Source organism: Acinetobacter sp. YH12249 (genome assembly GCF_013417475.1).
In the GTDB taxonomy this organism is placed as follows: Bacteria; Pseudomonadota; Gammaproteobacteria; order Pseudomonadales; family Moraxellaceae; genus Acinetobacter.
This window is the reverse complement of record NZ_VPDX01000012.1, coordinates 1-23,454: the sequence shown is the minus strand read 5'-3', so window position 1 is coordinate 23,454 and position 23,454 is coordinate 1. Positions and strand designations below refer to the sequence as shown.

Here is a 23,454-nt window from a genome sequence, read left to right as displayed (position 1 = left end):
CGAATATTCAAAAAAAGCGACCTATGTAGGTCGCTTTTTTTATATTGTTTAACTTGAATCGAAAAAGAAATTTATGGGTCAAAAACTTTAATGAATTCGTTTTTTGATCAGATTTAATCATTCAGCCTATTTTTTAAACGTTTTGTTGCAATTTTATCCAGATCAATTTTCTAAAAATAAAACACCATAGCTAATTTTATTTTGTAATTCTTCCCGATTCATCTTTTAATCTTTTATATAGGAGGGAAAATTTCTCTCTTATTTAAATAGAAAAATCCCCCTTTTAAAAGGAGGATTTAAGATGATTCAGCGAATGGAAAGTCTTAGTGACCTGTACCATTAATCGCTTTAGTCATATCTTCCACAACTTTCTTCGCATCACCGAAAATCATCATGGTCTTGTCGTTATAGAACAGGTCATTGTCCAGACCTGCATAACCGGTCGCCATAGAACGCTTGATGACCATGATGGTGCGTGCCTTATGAGCTTCCAGAATTGGCATGCCGTAGATTGGTGAGTTCGGATCGTCTTTTGCAGCCGGGTTTACAACGTCATTTGCACCAATAACCAGTACTACGTCAGTTGCCGGGAAATCCGAGTTGATCTCATCCATTTCCAGGATGTCTTCATAAGGAACATCAGCTTCTGCAAGCAATACGTTCATATGACCTGGCATACGACCAGCTACCGGGTGAATCGCAAAACGTACAGTCACGCCCTGCTCTTTCAGCAAGTTTGCCAGTTCTTTGACTGCGTTTTGTGCACGGCCTTGCGCCATACCATAACCCGGTACAATGACAACGCTGTCTGCATTTGACATCAGGAAGCCAGCATCATCTGCAGAACCTGAACGGTAGTTACGTTGCACTTGTGCACCCGCAGCAGCTGTCGGCGCAGCTGCACCACCCATCGCACCACCAAACAATACATTGATGATTGAACGGTTCATCGCTTTACACATGATGTAAGACAGAATCGCACCTGAAGAACCAACCAGCGAACCCGCGACGATCAGCATGTTGTTTTCGAGTGTGAAACCAATCCCCGCTGCTGCCCAGCCTGAGAATGAGTTCAACAGCGAAACCACAACCGGCATATCGCCGCCGCCAACTGGCGCAATCCATACCCAGCCAAATGCCAGCGCAAGACCAGTCATCGCCCAGAAAGATGTCATGCTACCTGTCAGGAAGAAGTGAATCCCTGCTGCCAGCATTGCAATAAAGATCAGAGCCTGAACCGGTTTTACCCAGCCACCTGAAATGGTTTTTGCCCATTTCTTTGCAGCCAGCTTACCGTATGCAAATACAGAAGCAGTAAAGGTAATCGCACCAACAAAACAGCCCACAAACAGTTCAAACAGGTGAACCTTGCTCATTTCATGGAAAGTCACACCATTTGCAGCTAACAGGTCCGGGCCCAATTCAACCAGCTTGTTGTTATGGATAATTGCCGCAACTGCAATCAGTACCGCAGCCAGACCCACCAGTGAGTGCATGAGTGCTACTGTTTCTGGCATCTGGGTCATTGGTACAGTACGTGCACGCGCAATACCCACCACTGCACCCGCAGCCATTGCTGCAAGAATCATCCAGACTACTGGATTTTCAGCAACAAAGAATGTGGTCACTACAGCAATCGCCATGGCGATCATACCGTAGCGGTTACCTGCAATTGCAGTTTTAGGACCAGATAAACCACGTAGCGTTAAGATAAAAAGAACGGCGCCAATCAGGTAGAACCAATCCGCATACTCTCGAATAAATTCCATGGTTTAACCCTCTTTTTTCTTTTGCTTAGGTTTGAACATTTCCAGCATACGTGCAGTCACGGCAAAGCCACCGAAAATATTAATGCTCGCCAGAAATACTGCGATTGCCCCCAGTACACTCACCACGTTAATGGTCTGGAAATCCACGCTGCCTTCAACGCCCACCATTGGCAGGCCAACGGTTTGAATCATTGCGCCCACGATAATGATCGAAGACAAGGCATTGGTCACCGCCATCAATGGCGTATGTAGTGCTGGTGTTACCCCCCAAACCACGTAGTAACCCACGAAGATGGCCAGGACGAAAATCGTAATTGTTTCAACCATGAGTCTGCTCCTTAACCACGTTTTAACAGCACTTGGCCGCCGTGAGTGACAAGTAGGGCTTTTTGAATTTCATCTTCCTGATTCAGGACAAAGTTCTTGTCTGCATCAAAAAGTGTTTCAACAAAGTTATAGACGTTACGTGCATATAGCGCTGAAGCTTCAGTCGATACCGTTGATGGAATATTCGGAACACCCAGAATTTTCACACCGTTTTCAGTCACAACAGTTTCGCCGCACTTAGAACCTTCAACGTTACCGCCTGATTCCACTGCCATATCCAGAATCACTGAGCCTGGTTTCATCTTGGCTACAGTTTCAGCACGGATTAAGCGTGGTGCATCACGACCTGGTAACAATGCAGTGGTAATCACGATATCGGCATTCGATACTGCTTTATCGACAATCGCGGCCTGATCCTTGATGTACTGTTCACCTGGCATCCAGCCATAACCGTTTTTAGCTGCTTCATCAGCACGTGCCTGCTCTTCAGGAGACATTGGCACGTCTAGCCATTTACCACCCAAAGACTCAACCTGATCTTTGGCAGTCGGACGAAGGTCAGTTGCTTCTACGACTGCACCCAGGCGTTTCGCTGTTGCAATTGCTTGAAGGCCTGCTACCCCGACACCCATGATCACGACACGAGCCGGTTTTACCGTACCTGCCGCTGTCATCAGCATCGGGAACATGCGCTGATATTCAGCAGCAGCTAAAAGCACTGATTTATAACCTGCAAGGTTCGCTTGCGAAGACAATACGTCCATGTTTTGCGCACGTGATAGAGTACGTGGCAAAAGCTCAAGAGCAAATGCAGACACATTCTGTGCCGCGAACTGGTCAAGCTCGGTATTGCGGTATGGGTCAAACATCGCTACAACCGTGGTGTTGGCTGACAGCTTTTGAATTTCCTCACCCTTCGGTGCACGAACTTTCAAAACTATCTGGCTACCGGTGTAGGCATCATCCGTAATTTTGGCACCAACTTGCTCATAGGCACTGTCGATGTAAGCAGCTTTAACACCTGCTCCACGTTCGATCACCACACTATGACCAGCGCTGATCAATTTCTTTACTGTCTCAGGCGTCGCAGCGACGCGATTTTCACCGACGACAGTTTCGGCTGGAATTCCAATCTGCATGAGCGTCCCTCAAGCTAATTTTTTCTTAAGTAAACACCGTGATTTACGGTGCTTCCCCTCAGGATGTGTTTTTGTTGAATTTTTGGATTCTAATTAAACTTCTAGAAATTACTACCTATTATTTATTTAATAAATACCCATATTTTGAACTGACGATTCATAAAAATGATGCTGTCATATAGCATTTATTAGTTGAGCCTGATTATTTTGATTTGCTGAATTTATAAACGATATTCATTCTCTTGAACGATGACTGTTTTCTTGGTTATTTTTTATTAGATTACTTTTTGTTTTATTTTGTTACATTGATCATTCTGACAGATATTTCATTTTTTCTGCTCAGCAAATCTTTATTTCAAATGAACTGATAAAGCCTAAATTAAGGCAATTTTCTAGGGCAGTTTCCTGTTTTTGACCTTTTTGACAAATTTAATCTACTTTGGAATATTCATTTTTAAGATCTAAAAATACTGTTTTCCTATAACTTTTTCATTTTTCACTCATAAAAAATATGAATTAATGATGAAAAAATTGATTTGGGATTCACTTACTTGACTTATTCAACTCAAGTCTTAAGACTTGCCTGAAATAGGTGAAAAAAATATTCTGCAACATTTATTATATTAATACTCAGTCCACTGTTAGATTTACGAACTCTTCATTTTGCACCAATTTTGGGCAATCACTGATTCAGATTGATCTCTGTCACTTGGTCTTAAATGAGATGACTTAATACAAAGCGCTTCCACGTACATTTTCTTAAGTGAAAAAGTTAAATTTCTAGCGAATTTTCATCTCTTCTCCATCCAGAAACGTACTTTTTTGTGGCATTTCTCTTGTATGAGTTTGAGTACTTTGCACTATTTTTCTACTTTTATCCTGACGGGTTTTCGCCTATAGTGCCTGCAACTTCTGCATCATCTTTGATGTTCTTTATAAAAATTCTCTCTGAGCTTAAGGTACTTGCCATGTCTCCTCCTCTCGATATCAGTCAAAATAAATCTCTGTTATGGCTGATGGCGATCGCATGTGGTTTATGTGCAGGTGCAAACTATTATTGCCAACCGCTTATCTCCTCAATTCAGCAATATTATCAGGTACCAGAATCCCAAGTGGCGCTGACCGTGACCTTTGCGCAGGTGTCTTATGCTTTGGGCCTGCTGTTTATTGTGCCTTTGGGAGACATGCTGAATAAGTCCAGACTCATTCCTTTCTTGATGTTTGGTGCCGCATTAGGCTTGCTGATCTGTGCCACAGCAGTCAACCTGCCGATGCTCTGGGTGGGGACTATTATTGCTGGGCTATTTTCTGTTGCTGCCCAGATTCTGATTCCTTTAGCTACGATGGCTGTCCGACCTGAAAAAACCGGAGAAGTGGTCGGTTTTCTCATGAGTGGCTTATTAGTCGGTATCTTATTGTCGACCAGTATTGCCGGATTGCTTTCAGACCTGTTTCACTGGAAAACCATTTATGCGCTCAGTAGTATGGCACTGCTGGTTTTGGGCTTTTACTTAAAAGGACAATTGCCCAGCATGCCGCGTATGCGTATCAGCTATGCAGCAATTTTTAAATCCATGGGTATGCTAATGCGTGAGGAACCGCGACTGGGCTTACGCTCCCTGATTGGTGCATGTGCCTTTGCCGCCATGAGCATGCTGTTTTCAACCATTGCCCTGCTGCTGACCCAGAAACCTTTTCATCTTTCTGATGTGATGGTGGGCCTAGTAACCTTGGTTGGTGTTTTTGGTGCGCTGTCGACTCAGGTTATTGGTAAATGGGCAGATCGTGGCTATATCAAGATCCTGACCTGGATTGGCTGTTCAATTCTGGCAGGAAGCTGGCTATTTTTATATTTTGGTGGCGTGTCCCTGCTCAGTTATATTCTGGGTTATGCCCTGATTAACTTAGGTCTGGCGATTACTCATAGCTGTAATCAGAACGTGATTTTCCGCTTGCGCCCAGATGCCAAATCACGACTGAACTCTATTTACATGACGCTGTATTTTATTGGTGGTGCCTGTGGTTCAGCTCTGGGGGTATATGCCTGGCATCATGGTGGCTGGAGCATGACCTGTCTGTTTGGACTTGGCTTGGCACTATGCGCCGCCCTGTTTGCGTTGATTGATCAATGGCAACAACATCGAGCAAAAGCTTAAACCGATTTAGCTGACTTGTACCACTGGGTAATAAGGTTTACCCGAATCCCAAGTCGCTGCATTTTCCAAAAGAATGCAGATAAAAGTGGGCAGCAACCCGGCCAGAACCCGGCAACTGTCTTGGAGCTGTCTGACGTTAAATGAGCTCTGATAAGTCGCACCGCCCTGCATAAGCTGATAATGCAAGGTGGAAAGACGGTTAAAAATCACCAATAAGATTTCAGTTAAATTCCGCTCTTGAACAGCTTTTTGTATTTTCTGTTTTTGCTGATCTAATGCTTCACGACAGCTTTCCAGACTGACTTTATGATGGCGATAATCCCAGAAACCTTGATCGGTATAAGGGCTATCCAGCAGTGTAGAAATTGGCTGGCTGTATTTTTCCCAGACAATATGCTGAAGTTTTTGCTCCACATCTTTTTGACAGAGGGTTTCCAGAAATTGATGCAGGCTTTGTTGATCCTGACGAACCTCTGTTTCTTGTGCATAGATCGAATTAAAACTGATCCACAGGCTAATAAACTTAAACTCTAATTCCTGATCCAACTCTAATGCTTTTTTAAACCAGCTAAGTCCCCGTTGAATCCGTAAATTAAAATAGTCTGAATGCTGAGGTTTTTTGCTTTTATAAATCTCCTCCAACATGAGCATCGTTATTCTCCTTATTTATCTCGTTTTCTTTATCTTAATCTTAATTATCTCAAAATATAGCATTGCAGAATGACTGGGAGTTTATTTTTCAATTCCCACAATTTCTCTTGTTAAATATCTTTATTGGAATGACAGTTATAGATCCTCATGCAGTTCAGCCTTTGGTCATGCAAATTTTATGCTAGTATTACGCCCTCTTTTTGCAGTACTGCTTTTTTGAGCAGATTTCCAGCAACTCCTGCTTATTCTAGTACTGCTATTTCTCTTCCATTTCATTTAAGGCGTGATTTTGAATGACTGATCTCAGCACCATTGAAAACAAACTTCAACCTCGCATCAGTGTTGCGCCGATGATGGACTGGACGACAAAAGATTATCGTTTCTTTGCGCGCCTGTTTAATCCAAATGTCATTTTATATACCGAAATGGTGACTACGGGCGCCATCATTCATGGCGATGCCAAACGCCATCTGGACTTCAATCAAGAAGAACATCCGATTGTGTTACAGCTCGGCGGTTCCAACCCTCAAGATCTGGCAACTTGTACTAAAATGGCTCAGGACTGGGGTTACAATGAAGTTAACCTGAATGTCGGCTGTCCGAGTGATCGGGTACAGAATAATAAAATTGGTGCCTGCCTGATGGCTGAACCTGATCTGGTCGCAGAATGTATTGATGCAATGCGTAATGCCGTGGATATTCCGGTCAGTGTGAAACACCGCATTGGTATTGATGACATGCATTCTTATGAAGAAATGCTGCATTTTGTGGATACGGTCGCCAAAACCGGTTGCGATAACTTTATTGTGCATGCCCGAATTGCTTTACTCCAAGGTCTTTCACCTAAAGAAAACCGTGAAATCCCGCCACTACGCTATGAAGATGTTTACCGTCTGAAGCAGGACCGTCCGAAACTGACCATTGAAATTAATGGCGGAATTAAAACTTATGCAGAAACGCTTGAACATCTCAAGCATGTCGATGGCGTGATGATTGGCCGCGAAGCCTATCACAACCCGTACCTGTTAGCTGAGCTGGGTCAACTATGGAATCTCGAAGCACCGGACCGTTTTGAGATCATGCAACAAATGCTGCCTTATATTGCCCAACGTATGGCTGAAGGTGCACCATTGTCAATTATTACCCGTCATATTTTAGGTTTATTTCAGAACTTACCAGGTGCACGTAAATGGCGTCAGGCTTTAAGCGGTGGCAATGCCAAAACGCTAAAAGATATAGAAACAGCATTATTGAATATTCAGGAAGCCATGCAGCGCACTGAAGATTATCTGCGTGAACATCAAGTTCAGCCTTAAAATCAAAAAGCCCCGAGATCCGGTGCTTTTTTATGACCTAAAATAAAAATTAGTGGGTATAGGCCGTAATATTTCCGACCGGAATCGGTTCTTCATCATAGGAAGCCGCTTGCAGAACAGGCTCTGTAACTGGACGGACATCTGGCCCTAACTCAATACTGGTAGGTTCATGCACAGGTTCCAGATCATCAAGTGATGAGGCCAACTGTTCCAGTTCACGATCCAGTTGCTGACGATATTTTTCAATCTCGATTTCATCGATAAAGGCAAAAGCATCATCTTCAATGGCCCAGCTATAACCACCATTCACCTTTGAAATTTTAACGTTAATGGGATATTCATTACCCTGATAATTCAGATGTGAAACTGCTTCAAACTCATTGCCTTTGCGATGGCGGATTTTTACATTTACTACAGTCAGACGATAATGCTGATAATTCGGATTGGCATTAAATTCTTGCTGCATTTGTCCTTGAATATTTCTGGCCAGTTCATCAATCGATACAAAATAGCTGCATCCAGCCAGACAGGCGATCATCAATATCATTATGATTTTTTTCATCCCGCCCCCTTGTGTTCTCTCACTGCTTTACAGATGTGTAAAACTTTTCATCTTTGGATTATTCTGTGATCCATTTTATACTTTTTTTAAATAAATGAATAAATAAATCCTTAGTCTATAAAGTCGTTTTTATTTTTATGTTGTACTGGCTTTTTAACTTCATGGTAAAAAACCCTATAAAAAAGCCCTGAATCAGTCAGGGCTTTAATCGTCATTTAAAACTTAAAAATCATCTTCTGCAGCAGGATCATGGTGCAAGGCATCATGGATCGCTTCAACCAGTTGCTGGGCAATTTCCTGTTTAGAGGCTTTGTCCAGATCACGCTTATCCAGATGATAGTGTTCGGCAAAGAATACCGTCATGGCATTTTCATCGGATGCAAAGCCAATATCCGCACGCGAAACATCATTGCAGGCAATCATATCCAGTTTTTTCGCCACCAGTTTACCCGCTGCATATTCTTCAATATTTCGGGTTTCTGCAGCAAAGCCTACCATAAATGGACGTTTTTCCTGCTGTGCGATGGTCGCCACAATATCCGGATTCTTTATTAAAGCGACATTCAGCTCATCGCCTGCTTTCTTGATTTTATGCTCGGCTACCTGTGCGACACGATAATCAGCTACTGCAGCGGTCGCAATGAAGATGTCACAACCCTGCTCCAGCATTTGCATGCTTTCATTCAGCATTTGCACTGCCGAAGAAACATTTTTACGTTTGACGCCATTTGGGGTATCTAGGCTCACCGGACCAGCAATCAGGGTGACATTCGCTCCAGCTGCATAACAGGCTGCTGCCAATGCAAAACCCATTTTCCCGGTACTATGGTTGGAAATATAACGTACCGGGTCAATCGCTTCACGGGTCGGACCAGCTGTAATCGTGACTTGCTTACCCGCCAGCATGCCAAATTTTTCTGCAATCGCGCGCTGAGCTTTATGGAAATATTCTGTGACCTGACGTGCCAGCTCTTCCGGCTCCGGCATACGGCCCAAGCCTACATCACCACAAGCTTGTGAACCGGCATCCGGCATAATCACATGTACGCCATCTTCAATCAAAGTCGCAAGATTACGCTGGGTTGCTTTGGCAGCCCACATCTGCTGGTTCATGGCTGGTGCGACCCAGACCGGTGCATTGGTTGCCAGATACAAAGTGCTCAGCAAATCATCTGCAAGGCCTGCTGCAAATTTTGCCAGCGTGTCGCAGCTGGCTGGCGCAACCAATAACAGATCAGCCCAACGTGCCAGCTCAATATGCCCCATGCCCGCTTCTGCTTCAGGATCCAGCAACTCGGTATGTACCGGATTGCCTGACAAGGCTTGAAAGGTCAAAGGGGTAATGAAAGCCTGTGCGCCTTGAGTCATGACAACCCGCACATTAAACCCGGCATCTTTCAGACGGCGAACCAGAATGGCACTTTTATAGGCAGCAATACCGCCAGTGACTGCTAAAATGATATTTTTATGAGGAATTACACTTAGATCAAAGCTCACGAACAGCTTACCTTTCTGTTGCAGTGGGGCTCACAATAGCATTAAATAATTGCATTCCCAAGAGATCAGCTTCAGGGAAAACTCATAATTCATAATAAATAAGTCTAATAACTATGCAATTTTCAATCAAAAACTGGCCTGAACTGGAACGGCCGCGGGAACGTTTAATTCAATATGGGGCAGAAAGTTTATCTGATGCAGAACTGCTGGCCATTTTTCTCCGATCAGGATCACAACAGCATTCGGCCGTAGAATTAGCCCGGCTATTGATTCAACATTTTGGTCATTTAACTGCTTTACTCGATGCACCTTTGCAGGAAGTCAGCCAGTTTCATGGCATGGGCATCAGTAAATATACCCAACTGATGGCGGTTAAAGAATTAGGACGGCGTTATATTGCCGAGCATCTTAAACAGGATTCTTTAGAATTAAGTAATTCAAAAAGACTACGGGATTATTTACGTTTCGAATTATTGAGTGAAAATCAGGAAGTATTCGCGGTCCTGTGTCTGGACGCCAGTTTAAGGAAAATTGCATTTAAAAAGCTGTTTTATGGCTCTGTGAATGCATGTGATATTTCGATTAATCAGTTGCTCAGATATGCCATTACCCAACAGGCAACTTCAATTGTGATTGCGCATAATCATCCCTTGGGCCAAGCCACTCCTTCTAAGGCTGACCTGTATCTGACCCGCCAGATTCAACAGGCATGTCGACTGGTCGATATCCGTTTAATTGACCATTGCATCATCGCGCTGGAGGGCAGTTTTTCCTTTGCTGAGCAGCAACTCATCAAACCTGAAGCCTAAGGGGGAATAGCACTTGACAAAGCAGCTACAACTCAAGAAGATCATGAAAAAAAATTGTGATGATTCCAATAAATGATCGTACGTGACCAGCAGAACGTTTTTAAATTATTATTTTCCTGGCGAGGAACGATTTTACCTAAGGTTTTACCTCCTTTAGGCGTGGTCATGCTGATTTCAGCCATTATTGGTGGTTTTTCACGTGTAGGTTATTTTCATTTTCCAGAACTCCCTCTCGTCGGCTTTACCCTCATCGGCGTAGTACTGTCTATCTTTCTCGGATTTAAAAATACTGCTTGTTATGACCGCTGGTGGGAAGCACGTAAACTCTGGGGTATTCTGATTGCCAATGCACGTCATTTTGACCGTGACTGCCGGATGTTGTCTCAAGGCCGTCGTGAACGTGTGATTCAGCACGTCATCGTTTTCGCGAACGTACTGCGTGACCGTCTGCGCCATCAGACAGCCAATCCGACTGAACTGGTGGAAACAAGTGGGATGAGCCAGCAGGCGATTACTCAGCTCTATCAACAGGCCAATGCACCGCAATATACCTTGAGTCTGATTCAGTGGGAGCTAATGCAAGCTCTCAAAGAAGGTGAAATCTCTGACATCATTTATATGCAGATGAATAATCATGTCGCGGAACTCAGTATTGTGCAGACAGGTTGTGACCGGATTGCGACGACGCCTTTGCCTTTTGCCTATTCGGTACTCTTGAACCGTACCGTATATTTTTTCTGTTTTATTTTACCTTTTAGTCTGGGCTCAACGCTTGGTCTGTTTACGCCTTTGCTGGTCGGTATTTTGGCCTATACTTTTTTGGGACTGGATGCACTAAGCTCAGAGATTGAAGAACCTTTCGGAACTCAAAGCAATGACTTGCCACTGGACTCCATGGTTCGTACCATTGAAATCGAACTGTTAGGCACTCTGGGCAAACCGACACCGCCACCGATTCAGGCACAAGATAATAATTTGCTTTAATAGGTTACCTCTCTTATCCAAAGAGAGAATTCCTTCACGTTGGGATGGGTAGCAGTGTTGCGACTACTGCTTAACTCATTAAATAAAACTCTCCCAGATCCCGATCTGCCCTGGTTTTAGGCTTGGGACTTGGCCCAGTTTAATCCAAGGCATATTATCGCCATGAAAATCACTTCCTATTGATACTTTAAGGCCTTGCTCTGCAATCATCCGGTCGACCATCTGACGGGTTGAACTTGGATCAATGGCGGGCGGTAACTCCACCGCATCTCCACCAAACTTGGCAAAGATCTCGATCAGATAACGAATATTGGTCGCCGATAAATCATAACGGGTCGGATGCGCCAGCACGGCAAAGCCACCGCTGTCATGAATCACCTGAATGGTTTCTTCCAGACCCAGACCATCAAATTTGACATAGGCCTTTTTACCTTCCTTGATGTACTTATCAAAGGCCTGTTGGGGGCGGGTCACAATGCCTTTTTCTACCAGCGTTTTGGCAATATGGGTTCGGGTAACCCGATCAGGAATATTGTCAACTTTGGCAATCACGTCAGCATAAATATCCTGACTAATTAAAGGAACCAGAAGGTCACAGATCTGTTTAGAGCGTTCGGCACGAATGATCTTCTGCTGATTGAGGGCTTTTTGTAACGGCTCAGGATTCTGAACATTGAGTGCCACAATATGTACGCCATAATTTTTCTTGGTAGCAGGACGTGACCACTGGCTAGAAATCTCGACTCCAGAAATTATCTTAATCTCATGATTTTTGGCAGCTTCTTCAGCCAACACTAAACCGTCCATAGTGTCATGATCAGTCAGGGCCAAAGTATGGATAAGTTTTTCCGCAGCCGCTTCGACCAATTGCTGAGGACTCAAAGTTCCATCAGAAATATTACTATGTGTATGTAAATCTACGCCGTGCATCTCTATACTATGACATTTATTTGATCAGATTTAGATACTCTAACATGAAAGCACTTTTAGACTTTGTGCCACTCATTATTTTCTTTTATTTATATAAAACTGTAGATCCAAAAGACACTGACCATCAACTTCTACAATTGATCGGTTCTGCGGGGGGTGTCGACAATAACAATATTCTCGTTGCAACTACGGGACTGATCATTTCCATGCTGGTGGTCTATGGTGCGTTATTTGTCATGCAAAAATTCCGCCTAGACAAACAGCAATGGATCGTTCTATTTATGACGGTGATCTTCGGTGGTATTACCCTGATGCTCAGCGACGATTTCTATATCCGTCTTAAAGCTGTATTACTGAATCTGGTTTTCGCTGGTGTCTTCCTATTATCGCCATGGTTTAGCAAAGATAAGAAGCCACTCATCCAGCGTCTGTTTGGTCCGGTATTCAATTTGAGTGCCAAAGGCTGGCTTAAATTAAACTATGCCTGGGTCGGTATGTTTACTCTCATGTCATTTCTGCATACATTCTTCGCCTATTTATGGATGGATGGAAAATATTGGGGCGAATTTACTGCATTCGGTGACATGATCGTGATGTTTTCCTTTATCATTATTCAGTTTATTGTATTGCGCAAATACTTTAGAACAGCTGAATAAGTCCAACTACAAACGATAGAGAGTCATCATGCCATTATTCGTCGTTAGCTGTACCGACCGGGAAGGTACAGTTGAAAAACGCCTTGCGATTCGTCCACAACATCTTGCACGTCTAGAACAGTTAGATGCTGAAGGCCGTCTGATTGTTGCAGGTGCCATGCCTAAAGATCCAGCCAATCCTCAAGCCGGTTTCTATGGCAGCACCATCATCGTTGATTTTGACAGTCGTGAAGCACTGGATGCATGGTTACAGGATGAGCCATTCCTGAAAGAAGGCGTATACGCGCATATTGATGTGAAACCATTTAATAAAGCATTTCCTAAAGGATAAGGTTCATGCGCGCTGTTACCGCCAGTTTCATTGGCTTTTGTTTCATGATTCCTTCTGCCTGGGCTGTTGAAGTTTCTGCTCCAGTTGCCCCGGCTACACAGCCAGCAGCTACTCCTGTCCAAGCTGTTACCACACAAGCACCTGCTCAGGGCGCTTCTGCACAGCAGGCTGGAATTATTCCAGCAGTTGCAACAACTGCTCAGACTGTTCAGCCGACTGAGAAAAAGCCGCTTACCGCAGAAGAAATTGCCAAGCAGAAAGCCCAGCAAGATGCCAAAGTCAAAGCTTTAGTCAAAGATCAGGCAACGCGTCTACAGCAACTGGAAAAAGCCAATCTGGAAGCCCTGTCACAAAATCAGGAATTGCAGCTCAAGAACGACAATCTCGGGGTTCAGGTACAGGTCCTGCAAAGTGAACGTAGTGCCCAGATGTTTCTCTACGGCGCTGCAACTTTGGCAGTCGGTGTATTACTTGGCTTTCTGATAGCGAGCTATGTTTATACCAAACGTCGCCGTCAGTGGTAATCTATAAGCCGTCCAAATATCTTTAAGGTTGTACCCGTTTTGTCGCATGCAATTCAAACTGCCGATCTGGATTGGCAATTGGTGGATGGCATTGATGTGCCTGTGTCCAAGCAATTTGGTGATGTGTATTTTTCCAAAGACAATGGATTGCTGGAAACCCGGCATGTCTTTTTAAATGGCAATGAACTTAGTACCCGTCTGGCCGATTTAAAACCTTTTGCATATTTCTGTGTCGGTGAAACGGGTTTTGGTACGGGTTTAAATATTCTGGCGTTATGGCAACTCTGGCAACAGGTTCGTCCGGATAACCAAAGCCATCTGCATGCGATTTCAGTAGAAAAATTTCCGCTTTCTAGAGCAGATTTAGTCCGTGCCTTAAATGCCTGGCCAGAATTGAAACCGCTAGCAGATCAACTCATCTCCCAATATCCAATGCCGATTGCCGGTTGTCATCGTCTCAGCTTTCCTGAAGAGCGTTTCAGTCTGGATCTGTGGCTGGGAGATGCACATGATGTCTTTCCTGTCATTGAAAAAACTGCACCTGTTAATGCCTGGTTTCTGGATGGCTTCGCACCATCATGTAATCCAGACATGTGGGAAGAAAATGTTTTAAATAACATTGTGCGTTTATCCGAGATCGGAACGACTTTTGCTTCTTTTAGCGTTGCAGGTGTCTTAAAACGTGGTTTAAAACAGCACGGCATCTCTATTTCCCGTCCACGTGGATTTGGCCATAAACGTGAAATGCTGAAAGCGATCTGGAATCCTGTTAAAGAAAATAAAGACAGTGAAACGGTTTTAGAACAGGAAATTGCTCAAAAAAAAATTGAACCCGATCTAGAGCGTCCTACCAGACCTCGTCAAATCGCTGTGATTGGCGCTGGAATCGCAGGTTTAAGTACAGCATGGGCATTTGCTCAGCGTGGTCATCAAGTCACGATTTACGACCAGTCAGCACCGCTTTCAGGCGGTTCCGGCAATCCCCTTGCCCTGCTCAATCCTAAACTGTGTCCAGTTGAGCAAAGTGCCGAACATCTGATGACTGTGGCCTGGCAGCATGCCTTAATTCATTATCAGAAATTTAAAGCTTTTCGCTCAATTCAGGTCAATCAGCTTGCCTTAAAAAATCCTGAACAGCTTTTAGGATTGGCAGATGAATATCCCACAGAAATTCTTGCTGCTCAAAGTGCAGCAGACCAAGAGATTCAAACTGAATTTCCAGCTTTAAAACTATTAGCAGCGGGTGCAGTTTCACCTCATCAACTGCGTGATGAAATTCTGCAGCATCCTCTTATTCAGTATAAACAAGCCAAAATTAGTCATATTGAGGCTGCTGAACAGCCTGCGTTATTTGCAGAGCAGCAATCCTTAGGCAAGTTTGATCACATCATTGTATGTACCGCACGTGATACCCAGCAATTCTTTGAAAATTATCCAGTCCTGAAACCGATTCGTGGACAGGTCAGCTGGGTCAATAATCAAGATCAGCCATTGAATCAGGATACAGCCTATAGTTACGGCGGTTACTGTATACAGCTCAATCCAGAACAACTGATTTTGGGTGCTTCATTCTATCCAGGCCGGGATGATGCAGAAGTCTTAGTAGAAGATCATGTGCATAATTATGAACTTATCCACAGTGTCTTTCCTGAATATGCACAGTTATTACCCTCTACCGAAACCTGGCAAGGTCGAGCAGCAGTACGCGCCCAGAGTCAGGATTATTTTCCCTTGCTCGGTAAGATGAATGTAGATCAAGAAGTTTACAGTTTTGCGGGTCTTGGCTCTAAAGGTTTTCTATTTGCACCACTGTGTAGTGAAATTCTGGCAGCCCAGATTTTGGGAGAAGCCTGCCCCGCACCTTCAAACTTGGTAAAAAAACTCGACGTAACACGTTTTCAAAAGAAGGTAAAAGCCAAGAAGCCTTATTTTAAGCCTCAAAATTAAAGAGCTCCTCCCTTTAATAAAGAGTGAGGAACACTGTTCCGCAAGGGAGGAAGTTTTAGAAAGAGTTTAATTCCCCTAAATCCTCCTTTAAAGAAGGGGGACTTTGAAGAAATCCAGACAACAAAAAAGCGCCCTTAGGCGCTTTTTTTCACAAGGTCAATTATGCACCTTGTTCCAGTGGCATACCTGCATCACGAGCAGCACGAGTACCACCCATCAGGATGACATATTCACGTGAGCTGTCAAAACCTTCTAACTTTTCAGCTGCACGTGGAGCTTTACTCCCACCACCACATAAAATGTAAATCGGTTGATCCGCTGACACCTGAGTCAGGCTATCTGCTGAAAGATCGTTAATGGGCTGATTGACCGCCCCTTTCACGTGTGCTTCAGCATAAGCACTTGCATCTCGTACATCCCAGATTACAGCATTTTCTGGGAACTCAAATGTTGTAATTTCTTGTTTACGGATCATTGCGCACTCCTTTGATGTAAACAACACTTGGCAAATGAAGAAAACATCCCTAGCATCTCAGATATTCTTTCCCTTTGTAAAGGTCTAAACTATGCCTTCTTTCGATATTGTTTCTGAATTAGAAATTTTTGAAGTAAATCATGCAGTTCAAAATACCCAAAAAGAGATTGCAACCCGCTTCGATTTCCGTGGACAGGATGTTTCTATTGAACTGAATGAAAAAAACAAGGAAATTAAAATTAGCACAGAAAGTGATTTCCAATGTGAGCAAGTGTATACCATGCTGGAAAATCATTTCTTCAAGCGTAAAGTGGATATTCAGGCACTAGATCCACAAAAAATGACCGCTTCAGGCAAAAATGTAGTTCAGGTGATCAAGCTTAAAGATGGCCTTGACTCAGATACGGCGAAAAAAATTAATAAGGCCATTAAAGAAAGCGGTATTAAAGTGCAATCTTCAATTCAGGGCGACAAGATTCGTGTGACTGATAAAAAGCGCGATACCTTGCAACAAGTGATGGCATTCCTGAAAGAACAACAATTCGGTCTGCCTTTACAGTTCAACAACTTTAAAGACTAAGGCAGCAACGTCTGTAGATAGAATTATGGCAAAGAGCAACCGACTGACCAGACTGGTCAAAGCGACATCAAGATTACCGCAAGGTATACGTACTGCTTTATTAAGTAAGACCTTTGGCCGAGTGGTTCCAATGGTTGGCTCTTCCAAGATTCGCTATCAGGAAATCAGTGCAGCCAAAGTTGTGGTGAGTATGGCCAATCATAAGGCCATGCAGAACCATATCGGTCAGATTCATGCATGTGCGATGGCACTGCTGGCAGAAACAGCAACCGGCTTTGTGACTGCGATGAATGTACCTGACAGCGCAGTGGTTCTGATTAAAAGCCTAAAAGTGGACTTTAAGCGTCCAACCAAAGGTGCCATGACTGCGGTGGCTACGTTGACTCCTGAACAGCAGCAATTGATGCAAAGTTCAGAAAAAGGTGAAACGCTAGTACAAGTTATTGTAACTGATGAATCTGGTGAAGCACCGATTCAATGTGAAATGCTCTGGGCTTGGATTGCCAAGAACCAGTTGAAGCCAGGCTAATTTCAATACAGACAAAAAAATCCCAGATTATTGATCTGGGATTTTTTATTTAATGAATTATGAGTTCTGCTGAGATTCTGCAAATTTCTGTTTTGCTTCATCTGGAATTGGACGTTTATTGCCTTTGACATCCACTGCGACAAAGGTAAATACCCCTTCAGTCACGCGTACAGGTGCACGTGAGTTATCATGACTGTCCCATACTTCGATTTGCATCTGGATTGAAGTATTACCGACTTTTAGAATTTTGGTATAGCAGCTAATGACATCGCCGACTTTCACAGGAACCAGGAAGGTCATCTGGTTAATCGAAATCGTTGCACAGCGTCCTTTACTAAAGCGCTCTGCATGAATTGCTCCCGCCAAGTCCATTTGTGAAACAATCCAGCCACCAAATACATCTCCACTCCAGTTGGTATCCGCAGGCATTGCAATCGTCTGCAGGGAAAGTACTCCCTCTGGTTTAATATGAGAATCTGTCACTTGAACTCCAGGCTTTTTAAATTAGGATTGAGCATTATTTAACTGCTGATCAAGCCACTTTTGTAGTTCGCTTGAACGTAATGCACCGCTTATTCTAGCAATTTCATTGGTTTTATTCATCAAAACCAGCGTCGGAATACTACGTACATTAAATGCTGAGCTTAATCGCGGATTGGCTTCGGTATCAATTTTAGCAAATACCACTTGTGGATTTTCTTTTGCTACAGCAGCAAAATGCGGTGCCATCATTTTACATGGACCACACCAGTCTGCCCATAGATCAATCAGGATGGGAAGATCACTATGGGTGACAAACTGACTAAAGTTCTGTTCATTTAGCTCAATCGGCGCTAATGGAACTAAAGCTTGATGACACTGACCACATGCTGGATCGGCCGTTAATTTTTCTTCAGGCACACGATTTTTAGCCTGGCAATTCGGGCATACAATGATCATCTAGCGCACTCCAATATGTTGATGTAAGAATTCTAATTGGGTCGAGACTGCTTTTTCAAACCATTCACCATGATAAATATCAAAATGCCGCATATTCCACTCATGATATTGTACAAATGGTGCAATATTGGTTGCGGTTTCCCGACTGGCTTCAATGGGAATCAGGCTGTCTTGTTGTGCTGCGATAAACAGGACAGGAATAGTGATTTTGCGGACTTCCTGAATAGGACGATATCGCATCAATTTAAAGAATACCCGGGCTGGGATATGACCACTCCAGTAATAATCTGGATTCACAATGGATAGATATCCTTCATAACTGTCTTGTGTCGGCATAAAACAGAGTTCATGACGATCAACCACCGGCAAGGTCTTGGGCGTCATTCCTACCTTTGCCCCCATATAATCCTGACTGGAAATCTTCAGGGCTTTGGGCAATTGCTGCAAAGGATAAAGTTTGGCACTTTCTGCACCATCAACAAAGGGTACCTGTACCATTACCGCCTGAATATTTTTTAGTTCTGCGGCCAATGTCAGTACATGCCCGCCACTTAATGCCGTTCCCCATAACACAATCCGTTTGGCATCAATCGATTTACGTGCCTGCAAATGCTGGATCATGGTACGCCAGTCTTCAAGTTGAGCACCGATCGATACCAGTTCACGCGGACGCCCGGTACTGCCTCCCCAATAGCGATAATCAAACAGAACCACCGCATAACCTGCACTGGCAAAACGTTGGGCATATTGTACCAGTTTAAAATGACGTAAAGCAGCCAGGCCATGAGCCATCAGGATCACAGCTGGTTTATCAATCTGTTGAGGACGATAGAAATCCGCAGCAATCACTTCCTGACCGCTTTTGACATACAGTGGTTCGACTGTATAGGCGTACATACGCGCTCCATTGCGTTATTTTATAGTTGTAATCATTTATAAATTTTTCAGAACTAGGCCATCATGTTTTCAGCTTAATGCTATCATAAAGCATATCAAGATAAATGACATAATGGAGTGACATCATGAGCGAAAATGTAGGCTTTGCTGGCCAAATTGGTCCTGAACATATCTCTCAAGTAGTTGAAAAAGGTTTTAAATCAATTATCAATAACCGTCCGGATATGGAAGGTGGCCCTGAACAGCCAACTAGCGTACAAATTGAGGAAGCTGCTCGTAGTGCAGGTCTGGATTATGTCTTCCAGCCTGTAGTCGCTGGCCAGATTACCGAACTTGATGTGCGCACCTTTGCTAACCATTATAACGAATTACCAAAGCCGATCTTGATGTTCTGCCGTACAGGAAATCGCTCCAATAATTTATATCAGCTGGCGAAACAGATGGACCTGCTGGATGACTAAGGTATTTGGGGGAAATGTACTTTTAGTCAATATCTCCTTTTAATTTCAGAGCTTGACCTATGAATAAATTCTTACTGGTTATATGTTGCAGTCTTGCATTGATGGGTTGTAGTTCAATGAATTTTAAGCCTACTGTGGGTGTCAGTATGGGAACTTCTGTTTAACTTTTAAAAAGAAGTTCTCAAAAAAAACAGCGCCGAAGCGCTGTTTTTTTATTTTATAAGAGTCCAGTAAAAGGATCAGTAGAATTACAAATAGGGGGTCCATAAGGACTATCATCAAATGGCTGACTAGCTTCAGATTCAAAATCAGCTTTTAATAATCCCAATGTATATACTAAGCTAGAATTTAAATCTTTAGTGCTTACATTTGTCTTAGCTTTGAATTCGACAGTTTGCCAACCTGCGTATTGACGTAAATACTGCACACTAAAATTGAATTTACCGGTAGCATCAGTTGTATACGTAAATGTTGAACTAATATTTCCATTTGGATCCACAAATCCAGTTGCTAACTGAATATTAGACTTATTAGTAATTTCACAATATGACTGGAAACGTGCAGGTAATTTTAAACTTTCAACAGCATTGATTTTATCAGTGGTTTCCTGTGCAGTATTTTTTAATTGTGCTACAACGCTGGATTGTTGATTAATTTGCTGCTGTTTTTGAGCAGTTGCGACTTCCATTGCCGCTGTTAAATCAGCATTAAGACTTGCAATATCTAAATTTAATTGATTAATAGTGCCATTAATCATAATAATTTGTTTTTGATATTGCTTAGCACTAGCTTCATCTTCATCAGCTTGAGCAAGTTGTAAATTTGTTTGTGCAGTAGCTAATCGTGAATTTTGTGTCCTAATTTCACTTTGTTTAGCTGAAATTTGAGAACGTAAACTTGTAATTTCACTTGATTGAACAGGAGCACTTTGTAAGCTAGCTAAAGTAGCTTCAGCTTGACGTACCTGATTATTTTGATTTACTAAAGTCTGTTTAACAGGAGCTAAACGTTCAACTTTAATATTTTCTAATTGAGCTTTGGTCATAAAGAAACCTTGACCTGCACGTAACAAATCAATATTCATTGTGACACGATAATTAGGAAGAGGCACACCATAAATATCTACCACATGGGCTGAAAGAGCCTCTCTATAATATAAAGCATCTGCAGTTTTTTGTAATTCCCCAGATTTACCAAAGGTAATATTACCTATTGGCTGCTCTATTTGTCCTTTAGACACATTGAGTTTAAGTGTTTGTTCACTTAATTTTTCATTTGCATTGGTTATGGTAGCATTTAAAATAATGCCTGATTTAACAAGTGTTTCAGCGAGTGGACTTCCTGTCCTTGGTAGAGTAATACTGAATTGTGCATTTCCATCAGCGTCAGTTTGCTTAACTGAGCTTCCAGTAATAGTAACTTTATTAGTTTTTGTATCAACTACAGATAATGTAACATTTTGATTAGCAACTCCCCCCCCATTGCCGTCAATTGCTTTGACTGTAATAGTTGCATTATCACCGGTAATAACTAAAGTAGGCTTATTAGAAGTCACTTCCAAATGATACTGAGCAACCTCAGAGGTTGGAATAGATTCAATCACCTCTAGTTTTCTAGCTTGAGATGTAATTTTTCCAGTACCGTCTTTAAAAGTAGCATTCAAATTAACGCCATTAGCGATAAGATTGCGAGAATTTAAAATATTTGATGGATCTAATGATAAATTAAAAATAGCATTACCATTCGAATCTGTGGTTACTGTTGAACTACCATCAATCGTTATTCCATTTGATTGAGTATTTTCAATTGCAAGTGTTACTGGTTGATCAGATACACCACCACCATTTACATCGACCAGTTTAACAGTCACGACTACTGTATCACCCGTCACTAATAACTTAGGTTTATCACTGCTCATCAAAAGATGATAATTAGTCGGCACTGCATCAGGATTTGTTACTGTTCCTCCATCGGTCGGGCCTTCACCTGTCGAAGGGCTTCCATTGCCATTATTATAATATCCGTCACTACCACCGCCACCACAGCCGGCCAACATTAATGCCAAAGTAAGAGCAGGTAACTTCATACTTAATTGTTTACTAATCATTTAAATCCCCAAGTCCCTCTATCTTCAGAGTTTGTTATCAATCTTTATTTAATTATGCGTTATGTAACCACAGTTGAGCTTTTATGTAAATAAAGGTAAGCCAAATGTTTTGTATGCTAGTTTATAACAATCAAATAAATTTGATAAGAGCAATAAATGTACGACTTAATCATTATCGGCGCAGGCACAGCAGGAATCAGTGCCTATAAAGAAGCTATTAAATATACCCAAAATATTTTAATTATTAATGCCGGTTCATGGGATACGACATGTGCTCGTGTAGGCTGTATGCCGAGCAAGCTTCTGATTTCTTCTGCTAACCGTATGCATGAGATAAAAACTGCAGAAAATCTTGGATTACAACATGATGCCGTAATAAATACCTCCACCGTTATGGAGCGCTTACATAAGCTTCGTAATCATTATATTCGGGCCACTTTAAAAGAAGTAGAACAATGGAATCCAGCCCATAAGGTATCTGGTCACGCCAAATTTACTAATGCTCAAACAGTCCAAGTAGAAGGAAAATCTTATCAAGCTAAAAGTTTTATTATTGCAGTAGGCTCTCGACCAAATTTTGATGCTACCTTAAAAGACGAATTAGGCGATAAACTCCTGACATCTGATGAAATCTTTGAGCTTTCACATTTACCCAAATCCTTAGCAGTGATTGGTAGTGGCGTTATTGCAATTGAATTGGCTCAAGCCATGCAACGTTTAGGAGCGCGTACTACTATGTTTGCTCGTAGTCAGAAAATAGGTGCACTCACCAGTCCAACTCTACAAGCTTTGGTTAGAGAGCAATTAAATAACGAGCTGGATATCAAATTTAAAACTTTACCTAATCAAGTCAAACTCCTTACTGATCAGGTAAAAATTGACTATATAGAGAATGATCAAAAACAAAGTCTTGAAGTAGATTATGTACTCTCAGCTACTGGACGTAGTTCTAATTTAGATCGATTAGGTTTGGAAAAAATTAATCCTGAATTCCAAGATGTTAAAAAGCTACCTATTAATAAAAAAACCAAGCAATTAGAAAACTTGCCTATTTTTATTGTTGGCGATGCAGCCCCTGATGTCCCAATTCAACATGAAGCTGCCCATAATGGTAAAGAAGTGGTCCAGAACTGCTTAAATTTTCCAGATGTTCAGCCTATTTCTGCCCTAACTCCTTTGGCAATCGTATTTAGCCAACCAGAAATGGCGATTATTGGACAAAGTTTCAAACAGCTAGAAGAGAAAAATACGGAATATATTAGAGGCTTTGTATCTTATGAAAGACAGGGACGCGCGTTAATTCTTTCAGAAAATAAAGGTGGGGCTGAAGTATATATAGATAAAATGTCAGGAAAATTATTAGGTGCTGAATTATTCTGCCCTCAAGCCGAACATCTAGCACACATACTAGCCTGGATGATTGATGCAGAGCAGGATATTCATCAGATTCTGGCAAAGCCTTACTATCATCCGACTTTAGAAGAAGGGCTAAGAACAGCATTTAAACATGCTCGTCGTCAGCTTGATCAACAGGAAGTAATTGACAATTCTTAAATATCTTAAAGAAGGATAGATAAAATTTAATTACTTCAAACAATATGGTGCAGCTAATAGCTCTGAAGTTTTGGCTGCACCTTGTTACTCTTTAACTCTTTTTTTAGATTATAAAGTATCAATAGAAAAATCTATAACCATGAAATCCCACGCATAAAAAAGCCCCCTGCGTGAGCAGAGGGCTTTAGGAATAATGAGCTGGCGATGACTTACTCTCACATGGGAGACCCCACACTACCATCAGCGCTAAGAGGTTTCACTTCTGAGTTCGGGAAGGGATCAGGTGGTTCACTCTTGCTATGGTCGCCAGCACA

Annotated in this window: 24 protein-coding genes and 1 rRNA gene; 12 read left to right on the top strand and 13 right to left on the bottom strand. The window is 42.4% G+C overall.

The annotated features are described in order from the left end of the window. Positions 1–323 precede the first annotated feature (323 nt). The 3 genes from FTV25_RS08500 to FTV25_RS08490 are packed head-to-tail and all read right to left on the bottom strand — an operon-like array spanning position 324 to position 3,235. Positions 324–1,769, bottom strand: coding sequence for an NAD(P)(+) transhydrogenase (Re/Si-specific) subunit beta (locus FTV25_RS08500; RefSeq protein ID WP_159123084.1), 1,446 nt, complete (start codon positions 1,767–1,769; stop codon positions 324–326). Positions 1,770–1,772: 3 nt separating this feature from the next. Then, complete coding sequence (locus tag FTV25_RS08495; protein WP_004783638.1) at positions 1,773–2,096, bottom strand: proton-translocating transhydrogenase family protein; 324 nt, start codon at positions 2,094–2,096, stop codon at positions 1,773–1,775. Positions 2,097–2,107: 11 nt separating this feature from the next. After that, on the bottom strand, positions 2,108–3,235 hold the full coding sequence (locus tag FTV25_RS08490; RefSeq protein WP_034170850.1) for a Re/Si-specific NAD(P)(+) transhydrogenase subunit alpha: 1,128 nt from the start codon (positions 3,233–3,235) through the stop codon (positions 2,108–2,110). Positions 3,236–4,203: 968 nt separating this feature from the next. On the opposite strand from FTV25_RS08490, the gene FTV25_RS08485 reads away from it, so the two are divergent. Continuing rightward, positions 4,204–5,391 (top strand): MFS transporter, encoded by a 1,188-nt coding sequence (locus FTV25_RS08485; protein WP_180002942.1) that lies wholly within the window; start codon positions 4,204–4,206, stop codon positions 5,389–5,391. Positions 5,392–5,397: 6 nt separating this feature from the next. Here the strand turns inward: FTV25_RS08485 and FTV25_RS08480 are convergent, their stop codons facing one another. Beyond that, positions 5,398–6,042 (bottom strand): HEPN domain-containing protein, encoded by a 645-nt coding sequence (locus tag FTV25_RS08480; RefSeq protein ID WP_180002944.1) that lies wholly within the window; start codon positions 6,040–6,042, stop codon positions 5,398–5,400. A gap of 293 nt (positions 6,043–6,335) precedes the next feature. On the opposite strand from FTV25_RS08480, the gene dusA reads away from it, so the two are divergent. Then, the gene (gene dusA / locus FTV25_RS08475; RefSeq protein WP_180002946.1) at positions 6,336–7,358 is read left to right on the top strand and encodes a tRNA dihydrouridine(20/20a) synthase DusA; all 1,023 of its coding nucleotides are present in this window, start codon (positions 6,336–6,338) and stop codon (positions 7,356–7,358) included. A 49-nt stretch (positions 7,359–7,407) separates the two neighbouring features. On the opposite strand, the gene FTV25_RS08470 is transcribed toward dusA, so the two are convergent. Further along, positions 7,408–7,920, bottom strand: a complete 513-nt coding sequence (locus tag FTV25_RS08470) for a hypothetical protein (RefSeq protein ID WP_180002948.1) — start codon at positions 7,918–7,920, stop codon at positions 7,408–7,410. A gap of 222 nt (positions 7,921–8,142) precedes the next feature. Continuing rightward, positions 8,143–9,417, bottom strand: a complete 1,275-nt coding sequence (gene coaBC, locus FTV25_RS08465) for a bifunctional phosphopantothenoylcysteine decarboxylase/phosphopantothenate--cysteine ligase CoaBC (protein ID WP_159123089.1) — start codon at positions 9,415–9,417, stop codon at positions 8,143–8,145. 113 nt (positions 9,418–9,530) lie between these two features. On the opposite strand from coaBC, the gene radC reads away from it, so the two are divergent. Together radC and FTV25_RS08455 are read left to right on the top strand one after the other, a co-directional pair. Next, positions 9,531–10,226: a DNA repair protein RadC gene (radC, locus tag FTV25_RS08460; RefSeq protein WP_159123090.1), complete on the top strand. Its 696-nt coding sequence runs from the start codon at positions 9,531–9,533 to the stop codon at positions 10,224–10,226. A gap of 72 nt (positions 10,227–10,298) precedes the next feature. Beyond that, entirely contained in the window at positions 10,299–11,210 is a 912-nt protein-coding gene (locus FTV25_RS08455) for a bestrophin family protein (protein ID WP_159123091.1), read from the top strand. Between the two features lie 78 nt (positions 11,211–11,288). Here FTV25_RS08455 and FTV25_RS08450 read toward each other — a convergent pair whose 3' ends face one another. Further along, complete coding sequence (locus FTV25_RS08450; protein WP_180002951.1) at positions 11,289–12,140, bottom strand: PHP domain-containing protein; 852 nt, start codon at positions 12,138–12,140, stop codon at positions 11,289–11,291. Between the two features lie 44 nt (positions 12,141–12,184). Between FTV25_RS08450 and FTV25_RS08445 the strand changes: the two genes are divergently transcribed. Genes FTV25_RS08445 through mnmC form a run of 4 tightly spaced genes read left to right on the top strand, consistent with a single transcriptional unit; the run spans position 12,185 to position 15,598 of the window. Next, positions 12,185–12,796, top strand: a complete 612-nt coding sequence (locus tag FTV25_RS08445; protein ID WP_005233839.1) for a septation protein IspZ — start codon at positions 12,185–12,187, stop codon at positions 12,794–12,796. 28 nt (positions 12,797–12,824) lie between these two features. Further along, positions 12,825–13,127 carry a YciI family protein gene (locus FTV25_RS08440; RefSeq protein ID WP_004783657.1) on the top strand — a complete coding sequence of 101 codons (303 nt, stop codon included), beginning with the start codon at positions 12,825–12,827 and terminating at the stop codon, positions 13,125–13,127. Between the two features lie 5 nt (positions 13,128–13,132). Next, on the top strand, positions 13,133–13,651 hold the full coding sequence (locus FTV25_RS08435) for a hypothetical protein (RefSeq protein WP_159123094.1): 519 nt from the start codon (positions 13,133–13,135) through the stop codon (positions 13,649–13,651). Positions 13,652–13,690: 39 nt separating this feature from the next. Further along, on the top strand, positions 13,691–15,598 hold the full coding sequence (mnmC, locus tag FTV25_RS08430) for an FAD-dependent 5-carboxymethylaminomethyl-2-thiouridine(34) oxidoreductase MnmC (RefSeq protein WP_180002953.1): 1,908 nt from the start codon (positions 13,691–13,693) through the stop codon (positions 15,596–15,598). Between the two features lie 160 nt (positions 15,599–15,758). Here the strand turns inward: mnmC and FTV25_RS08425 are convergent, their stop codons facing one another. After that, positions 15,759–16,073: a rhodanese-like domain-containing protein gene (locus FTV25_RS08425; RefSeq protein WP_005233835.1), complete on the bottom strand. Its 315-nt coding sequence runs from the start codon at positions 16,071–16,073 to the stop codon at positions 15,759–15,761. A gap of 91 nt (positions 16,074–16,164) precedes the next feature. Here FTV25_RS08425 and FTV25_RS08420 point away from each other — a divergent pair, with 91 nt between their 5' ends. Continuing rightward, positions 16,165–16,653: a YajQ family cyclic di-GMP-binding protein gene (locus FTV25_RS08420; RefSeq protein ID WP_004783667.1), complete on the top strand. Its 489-nt coding sequence runs from the start codon at positions 16,165–16,167 to the stop codon at positions 16,651–16,653. A gap of 25 nt (positions 16,654–16,678) precedes the next feature. After that, a complete protein-coding gene (locus tag FTV25_RS08415) occupies positions 16,679–17,182 on the top strand; it encodes a DUF4442 domain-containing protein (RefSeq protein WP_180002955.1) in 504 nt (167 codons plus the stop codon). A gap of 57 nt (positions 17,183–17,239) precedes the next feature. Here the strand turns inward: FTV25_RS08415 and FTV25_RS08410 are convergent, their stop codons facing one another. The 3 genes from FTV25_RS08410 to FTV25_RS08400 form a co-directional block, all read right to left on the bottom strand. Next, positions 17,240–17,611 (bottom strand): acyl-CoA thioesterase, encoded by a 372-nt coding sequence (locus tag FTV25_RS08410; protein ID WP_171523022.1) that lies wholly within the window; start codon positions 17,609–17,611, stop codon positions 17,240–17,242. Positions 17,612–17,686: 75 nt separating this feature from the next. Beyond that, positions 17,687–18,121 carry a thioredoxin TrxC gene (trxC, locus tag FTV25_RS08405; protein WP_004783672.1) on the bottom strand — a complete coding sequence of 145 codons (435 nt, stop codon included), beginning with the start codon at positions 18,119–18,121 and terminating at the stop codon, positions 17,687–17,689. Next, on the bottom strand, positions 18,122–19,018 hold the full coding sequence (locus FTV25_RS08400; protein ID WP_180002957.1) for an alpha/beta hydrolase: 897 nt from the start codon (positions 19,016–19,018) through the stop codon (positions 18,122–18,124). A 125-nt stretch (positions 19,019–19,143) separates the two neighbouring features. Here FTV25_RS08400 and FTV25_RS08395 point away from each other — a divergent pair, with 125 nt between their 5' ends. After that, positions 19,144–19,479, top strand: a complete 336-nt coding sequence (locus tag FTV25_RS08395; protein ID WP_004783676.1) for a TIGR01244 family sulfur transferase — start codon at positions 19,144–19,146, stop codon at positions 19,477–19,479. A gap of 217 nt (positions 19,480–19,696) precedes the next feature. On the opposite strand, the gene FTV25_RS08390 is transcribed toward FTV25_RS08395, so the two are convergent. Beyond that, the gene (locus FTV25_RS08390) at positions 19,697–21,586 is read right to left on the bottom strand and encodes an Ig-like domain-containing protein (RefSeq protein WP_180002959.1); all 1,890 of its coding nucleotides are present in this window, start codon (positions 21,584–21,586) and stop codon (positions 19,697–19,699) included. Between the two features lie 156 nt (positions 21,587–21,742). On the opposite strand from FTV25_RS08390, the gene FTV25_RS08385 reads away from it, so the two are divergent. Next, positions 21,743–23,140, top strand: coding sequence for a dihydrolipoyl dehydrogenase (locus FTV25_RS08385; protein ID WP_180002961.1), 1,398 nt, complete (start codon positions 21,743–21,745; stop codon positions 23,138–23,140). A 196-nt stretch (positions 23,141–23,336) separates the two neighbouring features. Here FTV25_RS08385 and rrf read toward each other — a convergent pair. Beyond that, positions 23,337–23,451: ribosomal RNA gene (gene rrf / locus FTV25_RS08380) — 5S ribosomal RNA — on the bottom strand. Positions 23,452–23,454: the final 3 nt, after the last annotated feature.